The 16,008-nt window shown below is 46.9% G+C and carries 17 protein-coding genes; 8 read left to right on the forward strand and 9 right to left on the reverse strand.

Annotated features, from left to right (window positions below; genetic code table 11):
* Positions 1–33 precede the first annotated feature (33 nt).
* Genes rfbD through BUB18_RS16060 form a run of 6 tightly spaced genes read right to left on the reverse strand, consistent with a single transcriptional unit; the run spans position 34 to position 5,954 of the window.
* On the reverse strand, positions 34–900 hold the full coding sequence (gene rfbD, locus BUB18_RS16035; RefSeq protein ID WP_073083007.1) for a dTDP-4-dehydrorhamnose reductase: 867 nt from the start codon (positions 898–900) through the stop codon (positions 34–36).
* A gap of 8 nt (positions 901–908) precedes the next feature.
* The gene (gene rfbC / locus BUB18_RS16040; protein WP_073083010.1) at positions 909–1,469 is read right to left on the reverse strand and encodes a dTDP-4-dehydrorhamnose 3,5-epimerase; all 561 of its coding nucleotides are present in this window, start codon (positions 1,467–1,469) and stop codon (positions 909–911) included.
* A gap of 3 nt (positions 1,470–1,472) precedes the next feature.
* A complete protein-coding gene (gene rfbB, locus BUB18_RS16045; RefSeq protein WP_073083013.1) occupies positions 1,473–2,528 on the reverse strand; it encodes a dTDP-glucose 4,6-dehydratase in 1,056 nt (351 codons plus the stop codon).
* 19 nt (positions 2,529–2,547) lie between these two features.
* A complete protein-coding gene (locus tag BUB18_RS16050) occupies positions 2,548–3,492 on the reverse strand; it encodes a UDP-glucuronic acid decarboxylase family protein (protein WP_073083014.1) in 945 nt (314 codons plus the stop codon).
* Between the two features lie 12 nt (positions 3,493–3,504).
* A complete protein-coding gene (locus BUB18_RS16055; RefSeq protein WP_073083017.1) occupies positions 3,505–4,818 on the reverse strand; it encodes a UDP-glucose dehydrogenase family protein in 1,314 nt (437 codons plus the stop codon).
* Positions 4,815–5,954, reverse strand: coding sequence for a DegT/DnrJ/EryC1/StrS family aminotransferase (locus tag BUB18_RS16060; RefSeq protein WP_073083019.1), 1,140 nt, complete (start codon positions 5,952–5,954; stop codon positions 4,815–4,817). The genes BUB18_RS16055 and BUB18_RS16060 overlap by 4 nt, the downstream gene beginning before the upstream one ends.
* A gap of 113 nt (positions 5,955–6,067) precedes the next feature.
* Between BUB18_RS16060 and BUB18_RS16065 the strand changes: the two genes are divergently transcribed.
* Positions 6,068–7,327: a 3-deoxy-D-manno-octulosonic acid transferase gene (locus BUB18_RS16065; RefSeq protein ID WP_245805685.1), complete on the forward strand. Its 1,260-nt coding sequence runs from the start codon at positions 6,068–6,070 to the stop codon at positions 7,325–7,327.
* Here BUB18_RS16065 and BUB18_RS16070 read toward each other — a convergent pair.
* Positions 7,297–8,295 carry a hypothetical protein gene (locus tag BUB18_RS16070; RefSeq protein WP_073083022.1) on the reverse strand — a complete coding sequence of 333 codons (999 nt, stop codon included), beginning with the start codon at positions 8,293–8,295 and terminating at the stop codon, positions 7,297–7,299. The two genes, BUB18_RS16065 and BUB18_RS16070, sit on opposite strands and share 31 nt — an antisense overlap.
* 87 nt (positions 8,296–8,382) lie before the next feature.
* Between BUB18_RS16070 and BUB18_RS16075 the strand changes: the two genes are divergently transcribed.
* The gene (locus BUB18_RS16075; protein WP_073083024.1) at positions 8,383–8,952 is read left to right on the forward strand and encodes a thymidine kinase; all 570 of its coding nucleotides are present in this window, start codon (positions 8,383–8,385) and stop codon (positions 8,950–8,952) included.
* Positions 8,953–9,075: 123 nt separating this feature from the next.
* Here BUB18_RS16075 and BUB18_RS16080 read toward each other — a convergent pair whose 3' ends face one another.
* The gene (locus BUB18_RS16080; RefSeq protein WP_073083027.1) at positions 9,076–9,558 is read right to left on the reverse strand and encodes a GtrA family protein; all 483 of its coding nucleotides are present in this window, start codon (positions 9,556–9,558) and stop codon (positions 9,076–9,078) included.
* Between the two features lie 75 nt (positions 9,559–9,633).
* Positions 9,634–11,124, reverse strand: a complete 1,491-nt coding sequence (accC, locus tag BUB18_RS16085; RefSeq protein WP_073083029.1) for an acetyl-CoA carboxylase biotin carboxylase subunit — start codon at positions 11,122–11,124, stop codon at positions 9,634–9,636.
* Between the two features lie 90 nt (positions 11,125–11,214).
* On the opposite strand from accC, the gene BUB18_RS16090 reads away from it, so the two are divergent.
* From BUB18_RS16090 to BUB18_RS16115, 6 genes are all read left to right on the forward strand, one after another.
* The gene (locus BUB18_RS16090) at positions 11,215–11,883 is read left to right on the forward strand and encodes a heme exporter protein CcmB (RefSeq protein ID WP_073083031.1); all 669 of its coding nucleotides are present in this window, start codon (positions 11,215–11,217) and stop codon (positions 11,881–11,883) included.
* Positions 11,884–12,028: 145 nt separating this feature from the next.
* Positions 12,029–12,691 (forward strand): cytochrome c biogenesis protein CcsA, encoded by a 663-nt coding sequence (ccsA, locus tag BUB18_RS16095; RefSeq protein WP_073083033.1) that lies wholly within the window; start codon positions 12,029–12,031, stop codon positions 12,689–12,691.
* Positions 12,688–12,927: a CcmD family protein gene (locus BUB18_RS16100; protein ID WP_073083035.1), complete on the forward strand. Its 240-nt coding sequence runs from the start codon at positions 12,688–12,690 to the stop codon at positions 12,925–12,927. Before ccsA ends, BUB18_RS16100 begins: the two co-directional genes overlap by 4 nt.
* A 32-nt stretch (positions 12,928–12,959) precedes the next feature.
* Complete coding sequence (locus BUB18_RS16105) at positions 12,960–14,378, forward strand: Glu/Leu/Phe/Val family dehydrogenase (protein ID WP_073083037.1); 1,419 nt, start codon at positions 12,960–12,962, stop codon at positions 14,376–14,378.
* A gap of 171 nt (positions 14,379–14,549) precedes the next feature.
* Entirely contained in the window at positions 14,550–14,993 is a 444-nt protein-coding gene (locus BUB18_RS16110; protein WP_083550221.1) for a type I restriction enzyme HsdR N-terminal domain-containing protein, read from the forward strand.
* A 224-nt stretch (positions 14,994–15,217) separates the two neighbouring features.
* Positions 15,218–15,988 (forward strand): AMP nucleosidase, encoded by a 771-nt coding sequence (locus BUB18_RS16115; RefSeq protein ID WP_073083039.1) that lies wholly within the window; start codon positions 15,218–15,220, stop codon positions 15,986–15,988.
* Positions 15,989–16,008: the final 20 nt, after the last annotated feature.

The following is a 16,008-nucleotide window of genomic DNA, read 5'->3' on the forward strand; positions in this document are numbered from 1 at the left end:
AGATGAAGTGCGAACTTTTTAATATTTATTTTATCAAATAAATTTCAGGCATTCTGCCAAACTTTCCCGCCAGTAAGGAATTTCAATACCAAAAGTGGCCTTGATTTTCTCCTTGTTCATCACACTGTAAGCAGGTCTTTTAGCCGGAGTAGGATACTTATCAGAGGTGATAGGCAATACACGGGTAGTAGCGCCGGTAAGCTCTTTAATTGCTACAGCAAAGTCATACCAGCTGGTAACACCTTCATTGCTGTAATGATATACCCCGCCAATAGCAGCATCAGGCTGCGCAAAGCGATGTTGCAATATCTGAAGTAACACCTTTGCCAGGTCTACCGCATAGGTAGGCGTTCCTGCCTGATCAAACACTACATTCAGTTCGGGTCTTTCCTGCATCAGCTCTTTCATACGTTTGGCGAAGTTGATACCAAACTCAGAATACAGCCAGGAAGTACGCACCACAATGTTATTTTCATTTATACCCATTACAGCCGCTTCACCGCGCATTTTTGAACTGCCGTATACACTCTGCGGATCGGTATCGTCCGATTCCTTGTATGGTACACAGGCATTACCGTTGAACACGTAATCAGTAGAGATCTGTATCAGGGAGGTGTTATGTGCAGCACAGGCCTCTGCCAGATTAAGCGGCCCCTGGAAATTCAGTACAAATGCAGTGTCTTCATCACTTTCAGCTTTATCAACGGCCGTATAGGCGGCACAGTTAATGCAGGCATCTGGTGTATTTTCACTGAAATAGTTATTTACTGCTTCAGCATCCGTAATGCTCAACGTATCGTAATCTGTATAAATCAGGTTGAAATCAGGAAACTCGCCGGCTATCTTTTTAATAGCGTGACCCAGTTGACCATTACCTCCGGTAATCAGAATATTTTTCATGACGCGTATTATCGGTTGTAAGTAAAGTTATGTGCGATGTCAGCCAGTTTTGGAAGAACCAGATCCTTTTCAGATACCACGGCATCTTTCAGATCAATTCCCCAGTCAATTTTCAATGCAGGGTCATTGAAAATAATACCGCCTTCACTCGCTTTATGATAGAAATTATCACACTTGTACATCACTTCAGCAGTTTCACTGATAACGGCGTAGCCATGTGCAAACCCTTGTGGAACCAGCAGTTGCTTTTTGTTTTCAGCACTCAGTTCAATGGCAAATGATTCACCATAGGTAGGGGAGCCGGTACGGATGTCGACTGCCACATCAATAATACGTCCTTCGAGCACCCTTACCAGTTTGGTTTGAGCGTATGGCGCCAGCTGATAGTGCAGTCCACGTAATACACCATAGGTGCTACGGGCTTGGTTATCCTGTACAAACTTATAGTCGATACCGGCAGCACTGAAAGTATTGGCATTGTAACTTTCGAAGAAGTAGCCACGATGATCACCGTGTACCACAGGTTCAAATACCAGCAGATCCGGTATATGTGTTTCTATAAATGGCATAGTTTATCTTTTCTGGTATTGCTCGCTGTAATATTGTTGATAAGCCCCGCTGGTTACGTGATCCAGCCATTCCTGATTTTGGAGATACCAGTCTACCGTTTTCTCCAACCCTTCTTCAAACTGAAGGGAAGGTTCCCAGCCCAGTTCCTTATTCAACTTGGTGGCATCGATAGCATAGCGCAAATCGTGGCCGGCACGGTCTTTTACAAAAGTAATCAGTTGTGCACTGGTGCCTTCAGGGCGTCCCAATTTTTTATCCATCACCTTGCAGAGGAGTTGAATCAGGTCAATATTCTTCCACTCGTTAAATCCGCCGATGTTGTATGTTTCTCCCAGGCGGCCGTTGTGGAAAATAGTGTCGATAGCACGGGCATGATCCTCAACAAACAACCAGTCGCGTACATTTTCGCCTTTACCGTATACCGGAACAGGCTTGTTATTCTTGATATTATGAATTGCCAGTGGAATCAACTTCTCCGGAAAATGGTGTGAGCCGTAGTTATTGGAACAGTTAGAAATAATAGCAGGCAGATGGTAAGTGTGATAGTAGGCCATCACAAAGTGATCGGAACTCGCTTTCGATGCAGAATACGGAGAACGTGGATCATAGGAAGTTTCTTCTGTAAAGAAGCCTTCTTCACCCAGTGATCCATAAACCTCATCGGTAGATACGTGATAGAACAGCTTGCCTTCCTCGTTTCCTTTCCAGTACTTTCTGGCAGTATTCAGCAACACGGCAGTACCCAGCACATTCGTTTTGATGAATGCCAGCGGTTCCATGATAGACCTGTCTACATGGCTTTCCGCTGCCAGGTGTATCACCCCGTCGAAGGCATAACGCTGGAAGAGTGCATCTACAAAAGCCTCATCCATAATATCACCTTTCTCGAAAATATAATTAGGCTTTTCTTTTACATCCTTCAGGTTTTCCAGATTACCGGCATAAGTCAGCGCATCGAGATTTACGATCTGGTAATCAGGATACTTGTTTACAAATAATCTGACTACATGTGAGCCAATAAAGCCGGCGCCACCGGTAATTAAAAGTTTCCGCTTCATGGGAATTAAAATATCGGTTTTATTTTGATAATGCTTTTTTGAAATATTCGTAGGTAATCCTCAAGCCCTCTTCCCTGCCTACTTTAGGTGCCCACGACAAAAGTGTACGGGCCTTGGTAATATCAGGCTGGCGTTGCTTAGGATCATCTTTAGGCAGCGGAAGATAAACTATTTTTTGTTTTGAGCCGGTTAAGCGGATTACTTCTTCTGCAAACTGGTTAAGTGTGATCTCTTCGGGGTTCCCAATGTTTACAGGTAAATGGTAATCTGATAATAGCAGCCGGTATATGCCTTCTATGAGGTCTTCCACATAACAGAAAGAGCGGGTTTGGCTGCCATCACCAAATACCGTGAGGTCTTCGCCGTTTAATGCCTGACTCATAAACGCCGGTAGAGCGCGGCCATCGTTGAGTCGCATCCGCGGTCCATAGGTATTAAAAATGCGGACAATCCGGGTTTCTACGCCATGGAAATTGTGGTAAGCCATGGTAATGGATTCCAGGAAGCGCTTGGCTTCATCATATACCCCTCTTGGCCCTACCGGGTTTACATTGCCCCAGTATTCTTCCGGCTGCGGATGTACGGTAGGATCGCCATATACCTCTGAAGTGGAAGCAACCAGGATCCTGGCCTTCTTTTCCTTTGCCAGTCCCAGCAAATTGTGGGTACCCAGTGAACCTACTTTTAATGTCTGTATAGGCATTTTCAGGTAATCAATGGGGCTCGCGGGGGATGCAAAGTTCAGAATGTAGTCAAGTTTACCGGGAACGTGCACAAACTTCGTCACATCGTGATGGTAATACTCAAAGTCAGGTAAGGGGAACAAATGTTCGATGTTGCTGATGTTTCCTGTAAGAAGGTTGTCCATGGCAATGACATGGTATCCTTCCTTGATAAAGCGATCACAAAGGTGTGAGCCCAGGAAGCCGGCTGCGCCGGCTATCAGGATTCTCTTTTTTTCCATATTAGAAAAGCGTTAAGAAACAACAGGAGTACGGCCTACGCTCTCGTAATGATAACCCAGTTCACTCATACGGCTTACTTCAAATAGGTTTCTGCCATCAAAAATGGCTTTATTTTTTAATGCTGTTGAAATTTTGTTGAAGTCCGGTGTTCTGAAAACACTCCATTCGGTACAAATAATCAGTGCATCGGCATTTTCCAGGCAGTTGTACTGGTGTTCGCCATAACTGATTTTATCGCCCATCACCTGTTTCACATTACCCATGGCTTCCGGATCAAACACAGCTATAGTAGCGCCTTCTGCTAAAAGGTAATCTATCATATATAATGCCGGCGCTTCCCTGATATCATCTGTATTTGGTTTAAACGCCAGTCCCCACATCGCAAAGTGCTTACCTTTCAGGTCATTGCCGAAGTAGGCTTTGATCTTAGGTATCAAAAACAGCTTCTGGGCTTCGTTTACATCCATCACGGCGTTCAGGATCTTAAAGTCGTAATTGGCTTCTTCTGATGATTTTACCAATGCCTGAACGTCTTTTGGAAAACAGCTGCCGCCATATCCGATGCCGGGAAACAGAAAACGCTTGCCGATGCGATCATCGCTACCAATACCACGGCGTACCATATCCACATCAGCTCCCAGCTTTTCACACAAAATAGCAATCTCGTTCATAAACGAGATTTTGGTGGCCAGGAAGGAATTAGCAGCGTACTTGGTGAGTTCGGCCGACTTCTCATCCATATAAATCACCGGGTTGCCCTGGCGTACAAATGGTGCGAAAAGTTCGCCCATCACCTTACGGGCCTTCTCTGATTCCGTACCGATTATCACACGGTCAGGTTTCATGAAATCATCTACCGCCACACCTTCTCTTAAAAACTCCGGATTGGAAACCACATCGAAAGGAACAGTCGTATTACGGGCAATTGCCGCCGCCACCTTTTCGGCAGTGCCTACAGGTACGGTGCTTTTGTCTACAATAACGGTATAATCTGTAATCAGTTTTCCCAGCTGGTCAGCTACACCTAACACATAGGAGAGGTCCGCAGCCCCGTCAGCACCGGGAGGGGTTGGCAAAGCGAGAAAGATAACGGCTGCTTCCTTTATACCTTCCTCAAGGCTGGTAGTAAAGTGCAGGCGGTCTTCTTTGAGGTTTCTTTCGAATAGTTTTTCCAGACCGGGTTCATAGATGGTAATCTGGCCGGAAGATAATTTCTGTACTTTGTTGGCATCGATGTCTACACAGGTAACATCGTTTCCTGTTTCTGCAAAACAGGTACCGGTTACGAGTCCTACGTAACCGGTACCCACTACTGTAATCTTCATGCAGGTTTCTGATTTAGAAATGATTTGACGGATTGAATAATGTGATCAAGTTGATCAGCGTCCATTTCAGTGTGTATTGGCAAGGAAATCACCTTGTGGGTGAGTGCGTCGGTTACTGGTAAATCAAATGCTGCACCACCAAATGCTGCGAACATCTTCTGACGGTGTGCGGGAACAGGATAGTAAATCATCGCAGGCACCTGCTTCTCAGCCAGGTATTGCTGCAATGCAAGTCTGTCAGCTCCTTCCAGCTGTAAAGTGTATTGATGGAACACGTGGTAGCTGTTAGCAGCACGATAAGGCGTTACAATCTGCGGAACGTCCGCAAATGCTGCATCATAGGCATCGGCCACGGCGCGGCGTGCTTTTATATATTCATCCAGTAATGGCAGTTTGATACGTAATACGGCTGCCTGCACAGTGTCCAGACGGGAGTTTACGCCTACCACATCATGGTAGTAACGGGCAGACTGACCATGGTTAGCTACCATACGGATTTGTGCTGCAATGGCATCGTCGTTGGTAAAAATGGCACCACCATCTCCATAACAACCCAGATTTTTTGACGGGAAGAAAGAAGTACAACCGATATGCCCGATAGTACCCGCTTTTTTCTTACTGCCATCCTTAAAAGTATAATCTGCACCAATAGCCTGCGCATTATCTTCAATTACATAGAGGTTATGTTTTTTAGCGACTTCCATCATAGGCTCCATGTCAGCCACATGGCCATAGAGGTGTACCGGCACAATCGCTTTTGTTTTAGGGGTAATCGCTTTTTCAATCTGCGCCACATCCAGGCAATAGGTTTTCGGATCAATATCCACAAACACCGGCTTCAGTCGCAGCAAGGCAATCACCTCGGCGGTAGCAATAAACGTGAAGGAAGGGGTGATCACCTCGTCTCCTGGTTCCAGTCCTAAGGCCATCATGGCAATTTGCAACGCGTCAGTACCGTTGGCACAAGGTATAACGTGCTTTACATCTAAATACTGCTGTAATTCCTGAGAAAACTGCTGCACCGCTCCGCCGTTGATAAAGGCAGAACTCTCCAATACTTCCTGGATGGCTGCGTCAACCTGTGGTTTAATCTTGTTGTACTGGCGTTTCAAATCTACCATCTGAATAGGAACCATATGCTCTGTATATTTTTATTTTGTTTAAAGTGTGCAAATTTACAAAAATTGACGTTGGGAGGGGCCTATCTTTGTACCTCCCTTAATTTTGGGTAAAAGTACGCAAGCAAAACATGATAGCATCTATTATATATAACTTATTTATCAGGTTATACCGTTTGAGCGTGGGTATCGCTGCCACTACGGGTAACCAGAAAGCTAAAAAATGGGTTGAAGGCCGCCACCACTGGGCCAGCCAGCTCCGGGAGCAACACCTGGAACGAGGCGCAGTTGTGTGGGTGCACGCCGCATCCCTCGGTGAATTTGAACAGGGGAGGCCCGTACTGGAGGCTATCAGGGCTGAATATCCCGGCCATAAAATTTTGTTAACTTTTTTCTCGCCGTCGGGCTATGAAGTACGCCGCAACTATCCCGGGGCCGATTATATCTGCTACCTGCCACTGGATACCCGGGCAAACGCCCGCCAATTCGTGGAAATTGTACGTCCAAAGCTGGTTATTTTTATCAAGTACGAATTCTGGTTACATTTTCTAACTGAATTGCATACACGAAAAATCCCGGTGCTGCTGATTTCGGGTATCTTCCGCAAAGACCAGGTTTTCTTTAAACGCTATGGTGGCATGTTTCGTCGCCTGCTGGCAGGCTTTACCCACCTGTTTCTCCAAAACCAGGCCTCCCTGGAGCTGCTGCAGCAATTAGGGCTAAAAAATATTTCTGTTAGTGGAGATACCAGATTCGACCGGGTAGCAGCATTACTCAGAGACGGGAATACACTACCCCTTATCGAAAAGTTTGGCGCTACAAGCCGGCTGCTGGTGGCCGGCAGCACCTGGCCCGAGGATGAACAGCTGCTCGCAGGCTGGTGGCATAGGCAACAGCATCCCGGACTGAAACTGGTAATTGCCCCGCACGAAATTCATGAAACACATATCCAGGCTATCCTTCAGCACTTCCCCAATGCCGTGCGCTATTCCACGCTGAAAGAAAACTGGCAGGAAGCCAGTGTGCTGATCATAGATAATATAGGTATGCTCACCACCCTTTATAAATACGCTACCATCGCTTATGTAGGCGGCGGACTTGGGAAAGGAGGTATCCATAACATCCTGGAACCGGCTGTTTACGGCATGCCGGTGATAATTGGCCCTGTCTATGAAAAATATTTTGAGGCAGTGGAACTGGTGGCCGCAGGCGGCGCCCTGGTGGTGAAAGATCAGGAACAACTGGGCCATACGCTTCAGCACCTGCTGACAGATGAAGCTGCCTGTAAAAAAACAGCGGCCATCAGTAAATCTTACGTGATGGCCAACCAGGGAGCTACCCCCAAAATTATGGATTATATTCAGGAGAAGCGCTTCCTGAGCAACGTATAAAACTGCTGTACTAACGGATGATCATCCTGCCATCCCTGTAAAATCTTTATTTCACGCTGTATCCAGCGGTCAGCATCCTGCAATGACGGAAACTCATTGATGGTTTTGATAGATCGCTCATACAGGTCGGTATCGTTGTTAAAAAGTTCCGAAATAAACTGGTATTTATCATTGATGCCAATAGCACTCTTCAAATCCTGGATGCGCTGCTGGCTCAACTTCTGACCCAGTTCCACCTTTTGCTGTGCCAGTCTTTCGTTTAATGAGGAAGGTGCAGTAGGACTATTATTTGTTTTAGGTTCTATGTTATCGAAAAGGGTGGCTACTGCCGGCTTTTCAGGTGCAGGTTTTGGCTTTTCTGCTGCCGGCTGATGAAACAAGGGTTCCGGTGCAGGTGCCGGTTGTGGCATGGCGGCAGGTGGTATCGGCGAATGCTGTATGGGAGCGGGTTCAGAATGGAATTGTACTGGCTCCGGTGCTGCTGGCGGATCATACGGTACCGGCGCAGGTACTTCCTGGTGATACTGTATGGGGTCCGGTACCACTGGCGGATTATACTGTACAAATTCTGGTACTTCCTGGTGATACTGTACCGGCTCCGGTGCAGGAGGCACCGCTTCCGGCAGGCTCACTTTTTCCTTCGTAACAGGAGGCTCCCACGACACTACAGGTAGTTCTTTTGCCGGAATATCCGTTTGCGTTACTTCCGGTTTATTTGCTGGTAATGTTGTAGTTTGCACCGCTGGATCAGGAACAGTCACAAATGTTTCCTGGCGCGCAGGCATTATAACAGCAATCTGCCCCTGGTTAGACTGCGCCTGTATTTGCTGGTTTTGCTGATGCTGACGGTTACGTGCATGCAATACCTCTGCCTGCAACAACTGCGTATAATACGAGATGGTTTGCAGGTCGGCGCCGGTATACCTCAATTCCTGAAGCTTGTCAATTAATGCATATATTTTTTCCATGCCTTAATTGTTAAAACGGTGAATAATAGATAATTATTTCACTAAAATTATGGTATTTTAATTAATTAATAATCAAAATAGTACATTATGTTTATTGAACCTTCTCTTGCAGGAGGACGCAGAGGCTGGATAGAAGTTATTTGCGGCTCAATGTTTTCCGGGAAAACGGAAGAACTGATCCGCCGACTAAAACGCGCACGGATTGCCAACCTGAAAGTGGAGATCTTTAAACCCGCTGTGGATACACGTTATGACGAAATGAACATCGTATCTCACGACGAAAATTCCATCAGATCCACCCCCATTGAAAACTCCCAGCAGATATTATTGCTCGCCCAGGAAGTAGATGTGGTAGCCATTGATGAAGCGCAGTTTTTTGATGCAGAATTACCTAATGTATGTGATCAGCTGGCCCTTCGTGGTATCCGGGTGATTATAGCCGGACTGGACATGGATTTTGCAGGAAATCCATTTGGACCTATGCCGGCACTGCTGGCAAAAGGCGAATATATCACCAAGTTGCACGCCATCTGCGTGAAATGCGGACATATTGCTAATTTCTCTTACCGTAAATCCCAAACCAAAGACACGCTGCTACTCGGTGAAAAAGATTTGTATGAACCCCGTTGTCGTCATTGTTATTACGAAGAACAATAATCATATAGCAGTAGGGCCACGGCTGCAAGCCACGGCCCTACTGCTATAGTCCAAATAAAAAGGGTTCCGGGTCGAAGGCCCGGAACCCTTTTTTATCAGCAGCCGGAGGCTGCTGATAAAAAACTATATACTTTGTTTAACCTTAAAGGTAAATTTCTTCTGTGTAAGATAGCTGAAAATAACTACCACAGCGGTAGTACATATTCTCGCAACGGTCGGGAAGAGATGCAGGTGTTCCACAAACAGCTTCATCAAAGCGTAATTCAGTAATACACATACGCCTACCAGCATAAAGTAGCGGAATAACTGCGTACGCCCCTGGAGGTTAGACTCTGAAAAAACCACGTATTTACTCAGCAGGAAGCCGGTAGGGAAGGTTACTGCCATCGACATGAACATAGCCGCAATGTGCGCACCAATGTTGATAAACGGCAAATGAACCACCTGTTTTTCCAGGATGAAGTTATAGCATATGAAATACAGGAAAATATCCAGCAAGGTATTCCCACCCCCACAGGCCAGGTAGCGGAACGTCTGCTTGGGAATAATTCCACTGAATGGCTTATGGAAGAAGTCAATAATGTTGAGTATGAGTCTGCGTATCATATTAAAAAGTCCCGCAAAGTTAAACGTTTCCAATTTTTATGGAAGCACTTTAACTTATTTAACATAAATATTGAATTATCTTAACGTATTACGTTTTTTCCACCCGCTTGTACCCTGGTTCACCGTTAATGCTTCCTGTTGTAAAGCTAATTGATCCTGCTGCCATACCTGTGCAGCCAGGATAGCTGCCAGTTTATTCAGTTGTGGATCCTCATTCAGCAGGCATTGCGGGGTAAAATATTTTCCAATAAAATTGGTGTCGAAGTTTCCTTCCACAAAGGCAGGGTGCTGTAATGCCCAGTGGCCAAATGGCAGTGTGGTGCGGATTCCTTTTACCTGGTACTCTTCAATGGCACGCAGCAGGCGGAATCTGGCTTCTTCACGAGTGCTGCCCCAGGCAATCAGTTTGGCTATCATAGGATCATAGTAGATAGGAATATCCATTCCCTGCTCATAACCGTCATCTACCCTCACGCCATAGCCCTGCGGGCGTATATAGGTTTCCAGTTTTCCGGTATCAGGGAGAAAATTATTGGCCGGGTCTTCGGCACATACACGTAATTCAATGGCATGCCCGTTAATCTGCAAACTTTCCTGTGTAATTGATAAAGTCTCCCCCCTGGCCACTTTTATCTGTTCCTTCACCAGGTCCAGACCTGTGATTAGTTCTGTTACCGGGTGCTCCACCTGCAGGCGGGTATTCATTTCAAGGAAATAGAAGTTCAGCTGCTCATCCACCAGAAATTCCACCGTACCAGCGCCATAGTAGTTACAGGCCCTGGCCACATCTACTGCACATTTGCCCATAGCAGCCCTGATGGCTGGTGTGAGCACGGAAGATGGCGCTTCTTCAATCAGCTTTTGGTGCCTGCGCTGAATGGAACATTCCCGCTCAAAAAGATATACACAATTGCCGTGCTGGTCGCCCAGCACCTGAATCTCAATATGGCGTGGCGATCCAACGTATTTTTCTATAAACACCGCATCATCGCCAAAAGCACTCATGGCTTCACTTTTGGCCAGGCGGATCTGTTCTTCCAGTTCTTCCGGCGCATTAACCACCCGCATCCCTTTACCACCACCACCGGCGCTGGCTTTGATGAGGATTGGAAATCCGGTTTTCTTCACCACCTCCTTCGCTTCTTCCAGGCTTCTGAGCGGCGTTTCCGTTCCAGGGACCATGGGTACCCCAAATTGCTGGGCGGCTTGTTTGGCAGCCAGCTTGCTGCCCATCACTTCAATAGAAGCAGGAGAGGGACCGATGAAAGTAATGCCGGCATCTTTTACCTTCTGCGCGAAAACAGCATTTTCACTCAGGAAGCCGTATCCGGGATGGATGGCATCTGCGCCCCTCTCTTTGGCAACCGCAATGATCTTATCCCCCAGCAGGTATGACTGATTGGATGGCGCAGGGCCAATACAAATAGCTTCGTCTGCATATTGTACAAAAGGCATGGTGCGGTCGGCCTCGGAAAATACTGCCAGGGTTTTGATCCCCATTTCATGTGCAGAACGCATGATTCGTAACGCTATCTCCCCTCTGTTGGCTACCAGAATTTTTTTCATCAGCTCGGAATTTATATATCTGGCAATATAAGGAATCGCTGCCAGCTAACCACAGGTTTTAGCCTTCAATGACTATCTTTGCGCCTAATCATGAAGAAAAATAATCCGATCCAACAAACGCTCACCCTGGTGAAAAAGGACTTATTGCTGGAAATGCGCCAGCAATACGCATTCTATGGGGTATTGCTTTACATAGTTTCCACAGTTTTTGTGATTAACCTGATGATGGGCAAGCCGGAAGATAAGCTCTGGAACGCACTTTTTTGGGTGGTACAGCTGTTTGTTGCCGTCAATGCGGTGGCCAAAAGCTTCATGCAGGAAAGCAAGGGCCGGCTCCTTTATTTTTATTCGCTGGTGCATCCCCGTTACTTTATTGCCGCTAAACTGATATATAATATAATACTTATGGTGGTGATGAGCCTGATTGCCCTGGGCGCCAGCATCATGCTGCTGGGCAACCCCATTACCAATCCGGGATATTTTGTAGGGGTGGTACTGCTGGGTGGCGTGAGCTTATCCCTGCTCTTTACCATGCTGGCAGCCATCGCGGCGCAGGCCAACCATAGCGCTGCCCTCATGGCTATCATGGGCTTCCCGCTGATCCTGCCGATCCTGATGCTGCTGTCAAATATCTCCGTGTCAGCCTTTCTGACAGTTTTCCAGCCGGAGCTGCCGCGGATGTTCTGGCTGCTGGGCGGGCTCGACTTCCTCGTAATCGCCCTCTCCCTCATACTATTCCCGTTTTTGTGGAAAGACTAGTTAGTGAAATCGCAAAGAAATGCCTTACTTATAATAAGGATGTTTAATGAGTTTTCAGGGATGTTGGATAAACTTAAAATCCCTTAAAATCTTTGTGATTAACGCTAAAACGTGTAGGTTTGCCCCGGAATATAGCTGCATAAAAATGGCCAGACATTGGTGGAAAGCATTGGCGATACTGCTTCTGATTTACGTAATTATCGCCGGGTTCACTATCGAAATACCAATCATAGGAACAAACGGACAATCATCCCGTGGACTATTTTTTCATGTGCCGATGTGGATGTGCATGTATACCATGTTCACCATCTCCGTTATTAACTCTCTCCGTTTTCTTTCGGGATATGATCTGAAAAAGGATGTTTATGCCTCCACTGCTGCCAGCGTGGGTATTCTTTTCGGGATACTCGGCTTTGCAACAGGTTCATTATGGGCCACCTACACCTGGGGCGGCACGCTCACCAGCGATCCGAAACAGATGTGCACCGCCATTGCCTTATTAATTTATATGGCTTATCTGGTGCTGCGCCTGTCTATCCACGACATGGACAAGCGTGCCCGTATCTCCGCGGTATTCAACATCTTCGCCTTTGCCTTACTCATCCCGCTTACCTATATCATCCCTAAAATGGTGGATTCCCTCCACCCTGGCAGTGCTACCACTCCCGGCTTTTCTAAGGAAGATACAGATAACCATATGAGAATGGTATTTTATCCGGCCATCATCGGCTGGATTCTCCTGAGTGTATGGATGTACACCCTGGCAGTACGTTACAAGAAATTAGAGCTCAAAAATATTTTTAAATGATCCATAGAAGATTATTCTCCCGTGTACTTACCATGCTGTTACTGCTTATTTCTTTCGTGGCAAATGCCCAGCAGCAGAATACAGAATCGGGTCCGGTAAACGAATTGTTCCGGAGCAACGGTAAGATCTATGTGATAGTGGGAATTTTGGTGATTATCTTCATCGGTATTGTGTTATTCCTGATCAGTCTGGATAGAAAGATCAGTAAGTTGGAAGATAGGGATAGAAATCTGTAAGAAATCTAATCATTATACCAAAACGATATATTATGCCGCAAGATCAGCATTACAGTTTTTTCCAGAGTGTGGAAAGAAGCTTTGATAAAGCAGCAGCCTTTACCAAATGGGATAAAGGTATCCTGGAGCAAATCAAGGCTTGTAACGCCGTTTACCAGATCAAATTCCCGGTACGTATCGGCGAATCTGTGCAGGTAATCGAAGCTTACCGCGTTCAGCACTCCCATCACAAACTGCCTTGTAAAGGTGGTATCCGCTTCAGTGAAGAAGTAAACCAGGATGAAGTGATGGCACTGGCCTCCCTCATGACCTACAAATGTGCTATTGTAAACGTACCATTTGGCGGCGCTAAAGGAGGTATCAAAATTAACCCCCGCAACTACACCCCATTCCAGCTGGAAGCGATCACCCGCCGCTACACTGCCGAGCTGGTAAAGAAAAACTTTATTGGCCCCGGTACAGATGTTCCCGCTCCTGACTACGGTACTGGCGAAAGGGAAATGAGCTGGATACTGGATACCTACATGAGCCTTCGTCCCGGAGAAATCGACGGATACGGTTGCGTTACCGGTAAACCAGTGTCACAGGGCGGCGTACGCGGTCGTACAGAAGCTACCGGCCTCGGTGTGTTTTACGGCCTCCGTGAACTCTGCAACATCAAGGAAGACATGGACAAACTGGGCCTCCCTACCGGCATCGAAGGAAAACGTGTAGTCGTGCAGGGTATGGGTAACGTAGGTTACCACGCTGCCAAATACTTCCACGAGGCAGGTGCCAAAGTAATTTGCCTCATCGAGTGGGACGGCGCCATCTTCAACGAAAATGGCCTGAACCCCGACGATGTACTCCAGCACAAAAAAGCCACCGGCTCTATCAATAATTTCCCGGGTGCTACTAACCTGAACAAAAATACAGACGGCCTGGAACTGGATTGCGAAATCCTCATACCTGCCGCCCTGGAAAATGTAATCGATAAACACAACGCACCCAACGTTAAAGCACGTATCATAGGTGAAGCGGCCAACGGACCTCTCACCCCTGAGGCAGACGAGATCCTCAACAAAAAAGGAGTGATCGTAGTACCGGATATGTTCCTGAACGCAGGTGGGGTAACCGTTTCCTACTTCGAATGGCTGAAAAACCTCAGCCACGTACGATATGGTCGCCTCGGTAAACGCTTCGACGAGAATATGAACATGCATATCCTCCAAACCATCGAAGACCTGACCGGCAAAAAAGTATCTGACAAAGAAAGAAAATTCATCGCCCACGGTGCTGACGAGGTGGATCTGGTGTATTCCGGCCTGGAAGAAACCATGCACGCTGCCCTCCACGAGGTACGCGATGTAATGATCAGCAACCCGCAGATCCATGATATGCGTACCGCTGCTTACGTGTGTGCGATCAACAAAGTAGGAGCTGCATACGAGCAACTGGGTATCTTCCCTTGATGTTGCGCCTGCATTATATTTTTTTGGGGAGATGTATTAGCCGACGGCTACTACATCTCCCCTTTACATTAGCACACGGCGAAAGCGCAGATCTCCGCTGCTGCCACCGAAGGTGGAAGGGGCAAATGTGTGTCTTTAATGTATCTTCGTGCCAGAAAAAACACCCTGCATTTGATCAAAATTGTATTTCCCGAACCGGATTTTAAAGTGATAAAGGAAGGAGACAAAACGCTTATATTCGACCGCCTGAGAAAGCGTTACGTTATCCTGACCCCGGAAGAGTGGGTGAGGCAGAACTTCCTCCAATATCTCTTTAAAATAAAAAACTACCCACCCGCACTCACGGCCGTAGAACGGGAAATTTACCTGGGAGAACTGAAAAAGCGTTTCGATATCGTACTCTATAACCGGGAAATGACCCCCTGGATGCTGATTGAATGTAAGGAGATGAATGTGCCGCTTAGTCAGCAAACCCTCGAACAAGTGGTACGCTATAACATGGTTATACCGGCGAAATACCTGGTCATTACCAATGGAACTAATACCTTCTGCTGTACTTATAATCATGCCACTCACCAATGGAACTTCCTGGAGGAGTTGCCGGATTACGAATAATTTCCCTGGTTGCCTGATCTGAAATTGCCGTTGGGTGCGACCTCCGGTCGCACCCGTTAACAACCAACGGTCGCAAATCGCCTCGCAAAATATTCCGAACCGGTTAATGGGCCGACCCGGGTCGGCCCATTAACCGGTTTCCCCCTGTGCCGAAGGCACAGGGGGAAACCGGGACAAATTTCAAAATCCCCCAAAAAAACCTTACATTTGCTTGTCAAAAGGCTATGAAGACAAAAGAAGAAATTGTAGCTAATTGGCTGCCCCGTTACACTGGTGAAAAGTTAGAAAACTTCGGAACCCACATCCTCCTCACCAATTTCAGTAATTACCTTACCATGTTTGCCGAATGGAACAACGTAGAAATCGTTGGCATTGGTAAACCTATGCAATGCGCTACTGCCGGCGAAATCACCATTATCAATTTCGGTATGGGTAGTCCCGGTGCCGCTACCATTATGGACCTGCTCAGCGCCATCGAACCCAAAGCAGTATTGTTTCTCGGAAAATGCGGTGGACTGAAAAAGAAAAACCAGATCGGCGACCTCATTCTACCGATTGCGGCTATACGCGGCGAAGGTACCTCTAACGACTACTTCCCGCCAGAAGTGCCCGCACTCCCGGCATTCGCCTTGCAGAAAGCTATTTCCACCACCATCAGGGATTCCGGTCACGACTACTGGACAGGTACCTGCTACAGTACCAACCGCCGCATCTGGGAACACGATGCTGAGTTTAAACAGTACCTCGAAAAAATCCGTGCCATGGCCGTGGATATGGAAACTGCCACTATCTTTTCCGTAGGCTTCTACAATAAAATTCCTACCGGAGCACTGCTACTCGTATCCGATCAGCCAATGGTACCGGAAGGTGTGAAAACAGAAGAAAGCGACAAAAAGGTAACCAGCAAGTTCGTTGACCGCCACCTGAAAGTAGGTATTGAATCGCTTCAGAAACTGATCGACAGCCACCAGACCGTGAAGCATCTGCGCTTCTAAGATTTGTTGTATCTTCCCGC

The organism is Chitinophaga jiangningensis (assembly GCF_900142605.1).
Lineage (GTDB): Bacteria > Bacteroidota > Bacteroidia > Chitinophagales > Chitinophagaceae > Chitinophaga > Chitinophaga jiangningensis.

What these genes read in the sequence shown, in the direction of transcription:
- rfbD (WP_073083007.1), bottom strand. Translation starts at nt 900, where the DNA reads ATGAAAAATATTCTGATTACCGGAGGTAATGGTCAACTGGGTCACGCT.
- rfbC (WP_073083010.1), bottom strand. Translation starts at nt 1,469, where the DNA reads ATGCCATTTATAGAAACACATATACCGGATCTGCTGGTATTTGAACCT.
- rfbB (WP_073083013.1), bottom strand. Translation starts at nt 2,528, where the DNA reads ATGAAGCGGAAACTTTTAATTACCGGTGGCGCCGGCTTTATTGGCTCA.
- BUB18_RS16050 (WP_073083014.1), bottom strand. Translation starts at nt 3,492, where the DNA reads ATGGAAAAAAAGAGAATCCTGATAGCCGGCGCAGCCGGCTTCCTGGGC.
- BUB18_RS16055 (WP_073083017.1), bottom strand. Translation starts at nt 4,818, where the DNA reads ATGAAGATTACAGTAGTGGGTACCGGTTACGTAGGACTCGTAACCGGT.
- BUB18_RS16060 (WP_073083019.1), bottom strand. Translation starts at nt 5,954, where the DNA reads ATGGTTCCTATTCAGATGGTAGATTTGAAACGCCAGTACAACAAGATT.
- BUB18_RS16065 (WP_245805685.1), top strand. Translation starts at nt 6,068, where the DNA reads ATGATAGCATCTATTATATATAACTTATTTATCAGGTTATACCGTTTG.
- BUB18_RS16070 (WP_073083022.1), bottom strand. Translation starts at nt 8,295, where the DNA reads ATGGAAAAAATATATGCATTAATTGACAAGCTTCAGGAATTGAGGTAT.
- BUB18_RS16075 (WP_073083024.1), top strand. Translation starts at nt 8,383, where the DNA reads ATGTTTATTGAACCTTCTCTTGCAGGAGGACGCAGAGGCTGGATAGAA.
- BUB18_RS16080 (WP_073083027.1), bottom strand. Translation starts at nt 9,558, where the DNA reads ATGATACGCAGACTCATACTCAACATTATTGACTTCTTCCATAAGCCA.
- accC (WP_073083029.1), bottom strand. Translation starts at nt 11,124, where the DNA reads ATGAAAAAAATTCTGGTAGCCAACAGAGGGGAGATAGCGTTACGAATC.
- BUB18_RS16090 (WP_073083031.1), top strand. Translation starts at nt 11,215, where the DNA reads ATGAAGAAAAATAATCCGATCCAACAAACGCTCACCCTGGTGAAAAAG.
- ccsA (WP_073083033.1), top strand. Translation starts at nt 12,029, where the DNA reads ATGGCCAGACATTGGTGGAAAGCATTGGCGATACTGCTTCTGATTTAC.
- BUB18_RS16100 (WP_073083035.1), top strand. Translation starts at nt 12,688, where the DNA reads ATGATCCATAGAAGATTATTCTCCCGTGTACTTACCATGCTGTTACTG.
- BUB18_RS16105 (WP_073083037.1), top strand. Translation starts at nt 12,960, where the DNA reads ATGCCGCAAGATCAGCATTACAGTTTTTTCCAGAGTGTGGAAAGAAGC.
- BUB18_RS16115 (WP_073083039.1), top strand. Translation starts at nt 15,218, where the DNA reads ATGAAGACAAAAGAAGAAATTGTAGCTAATTGGCTGCCCCGTTACACT.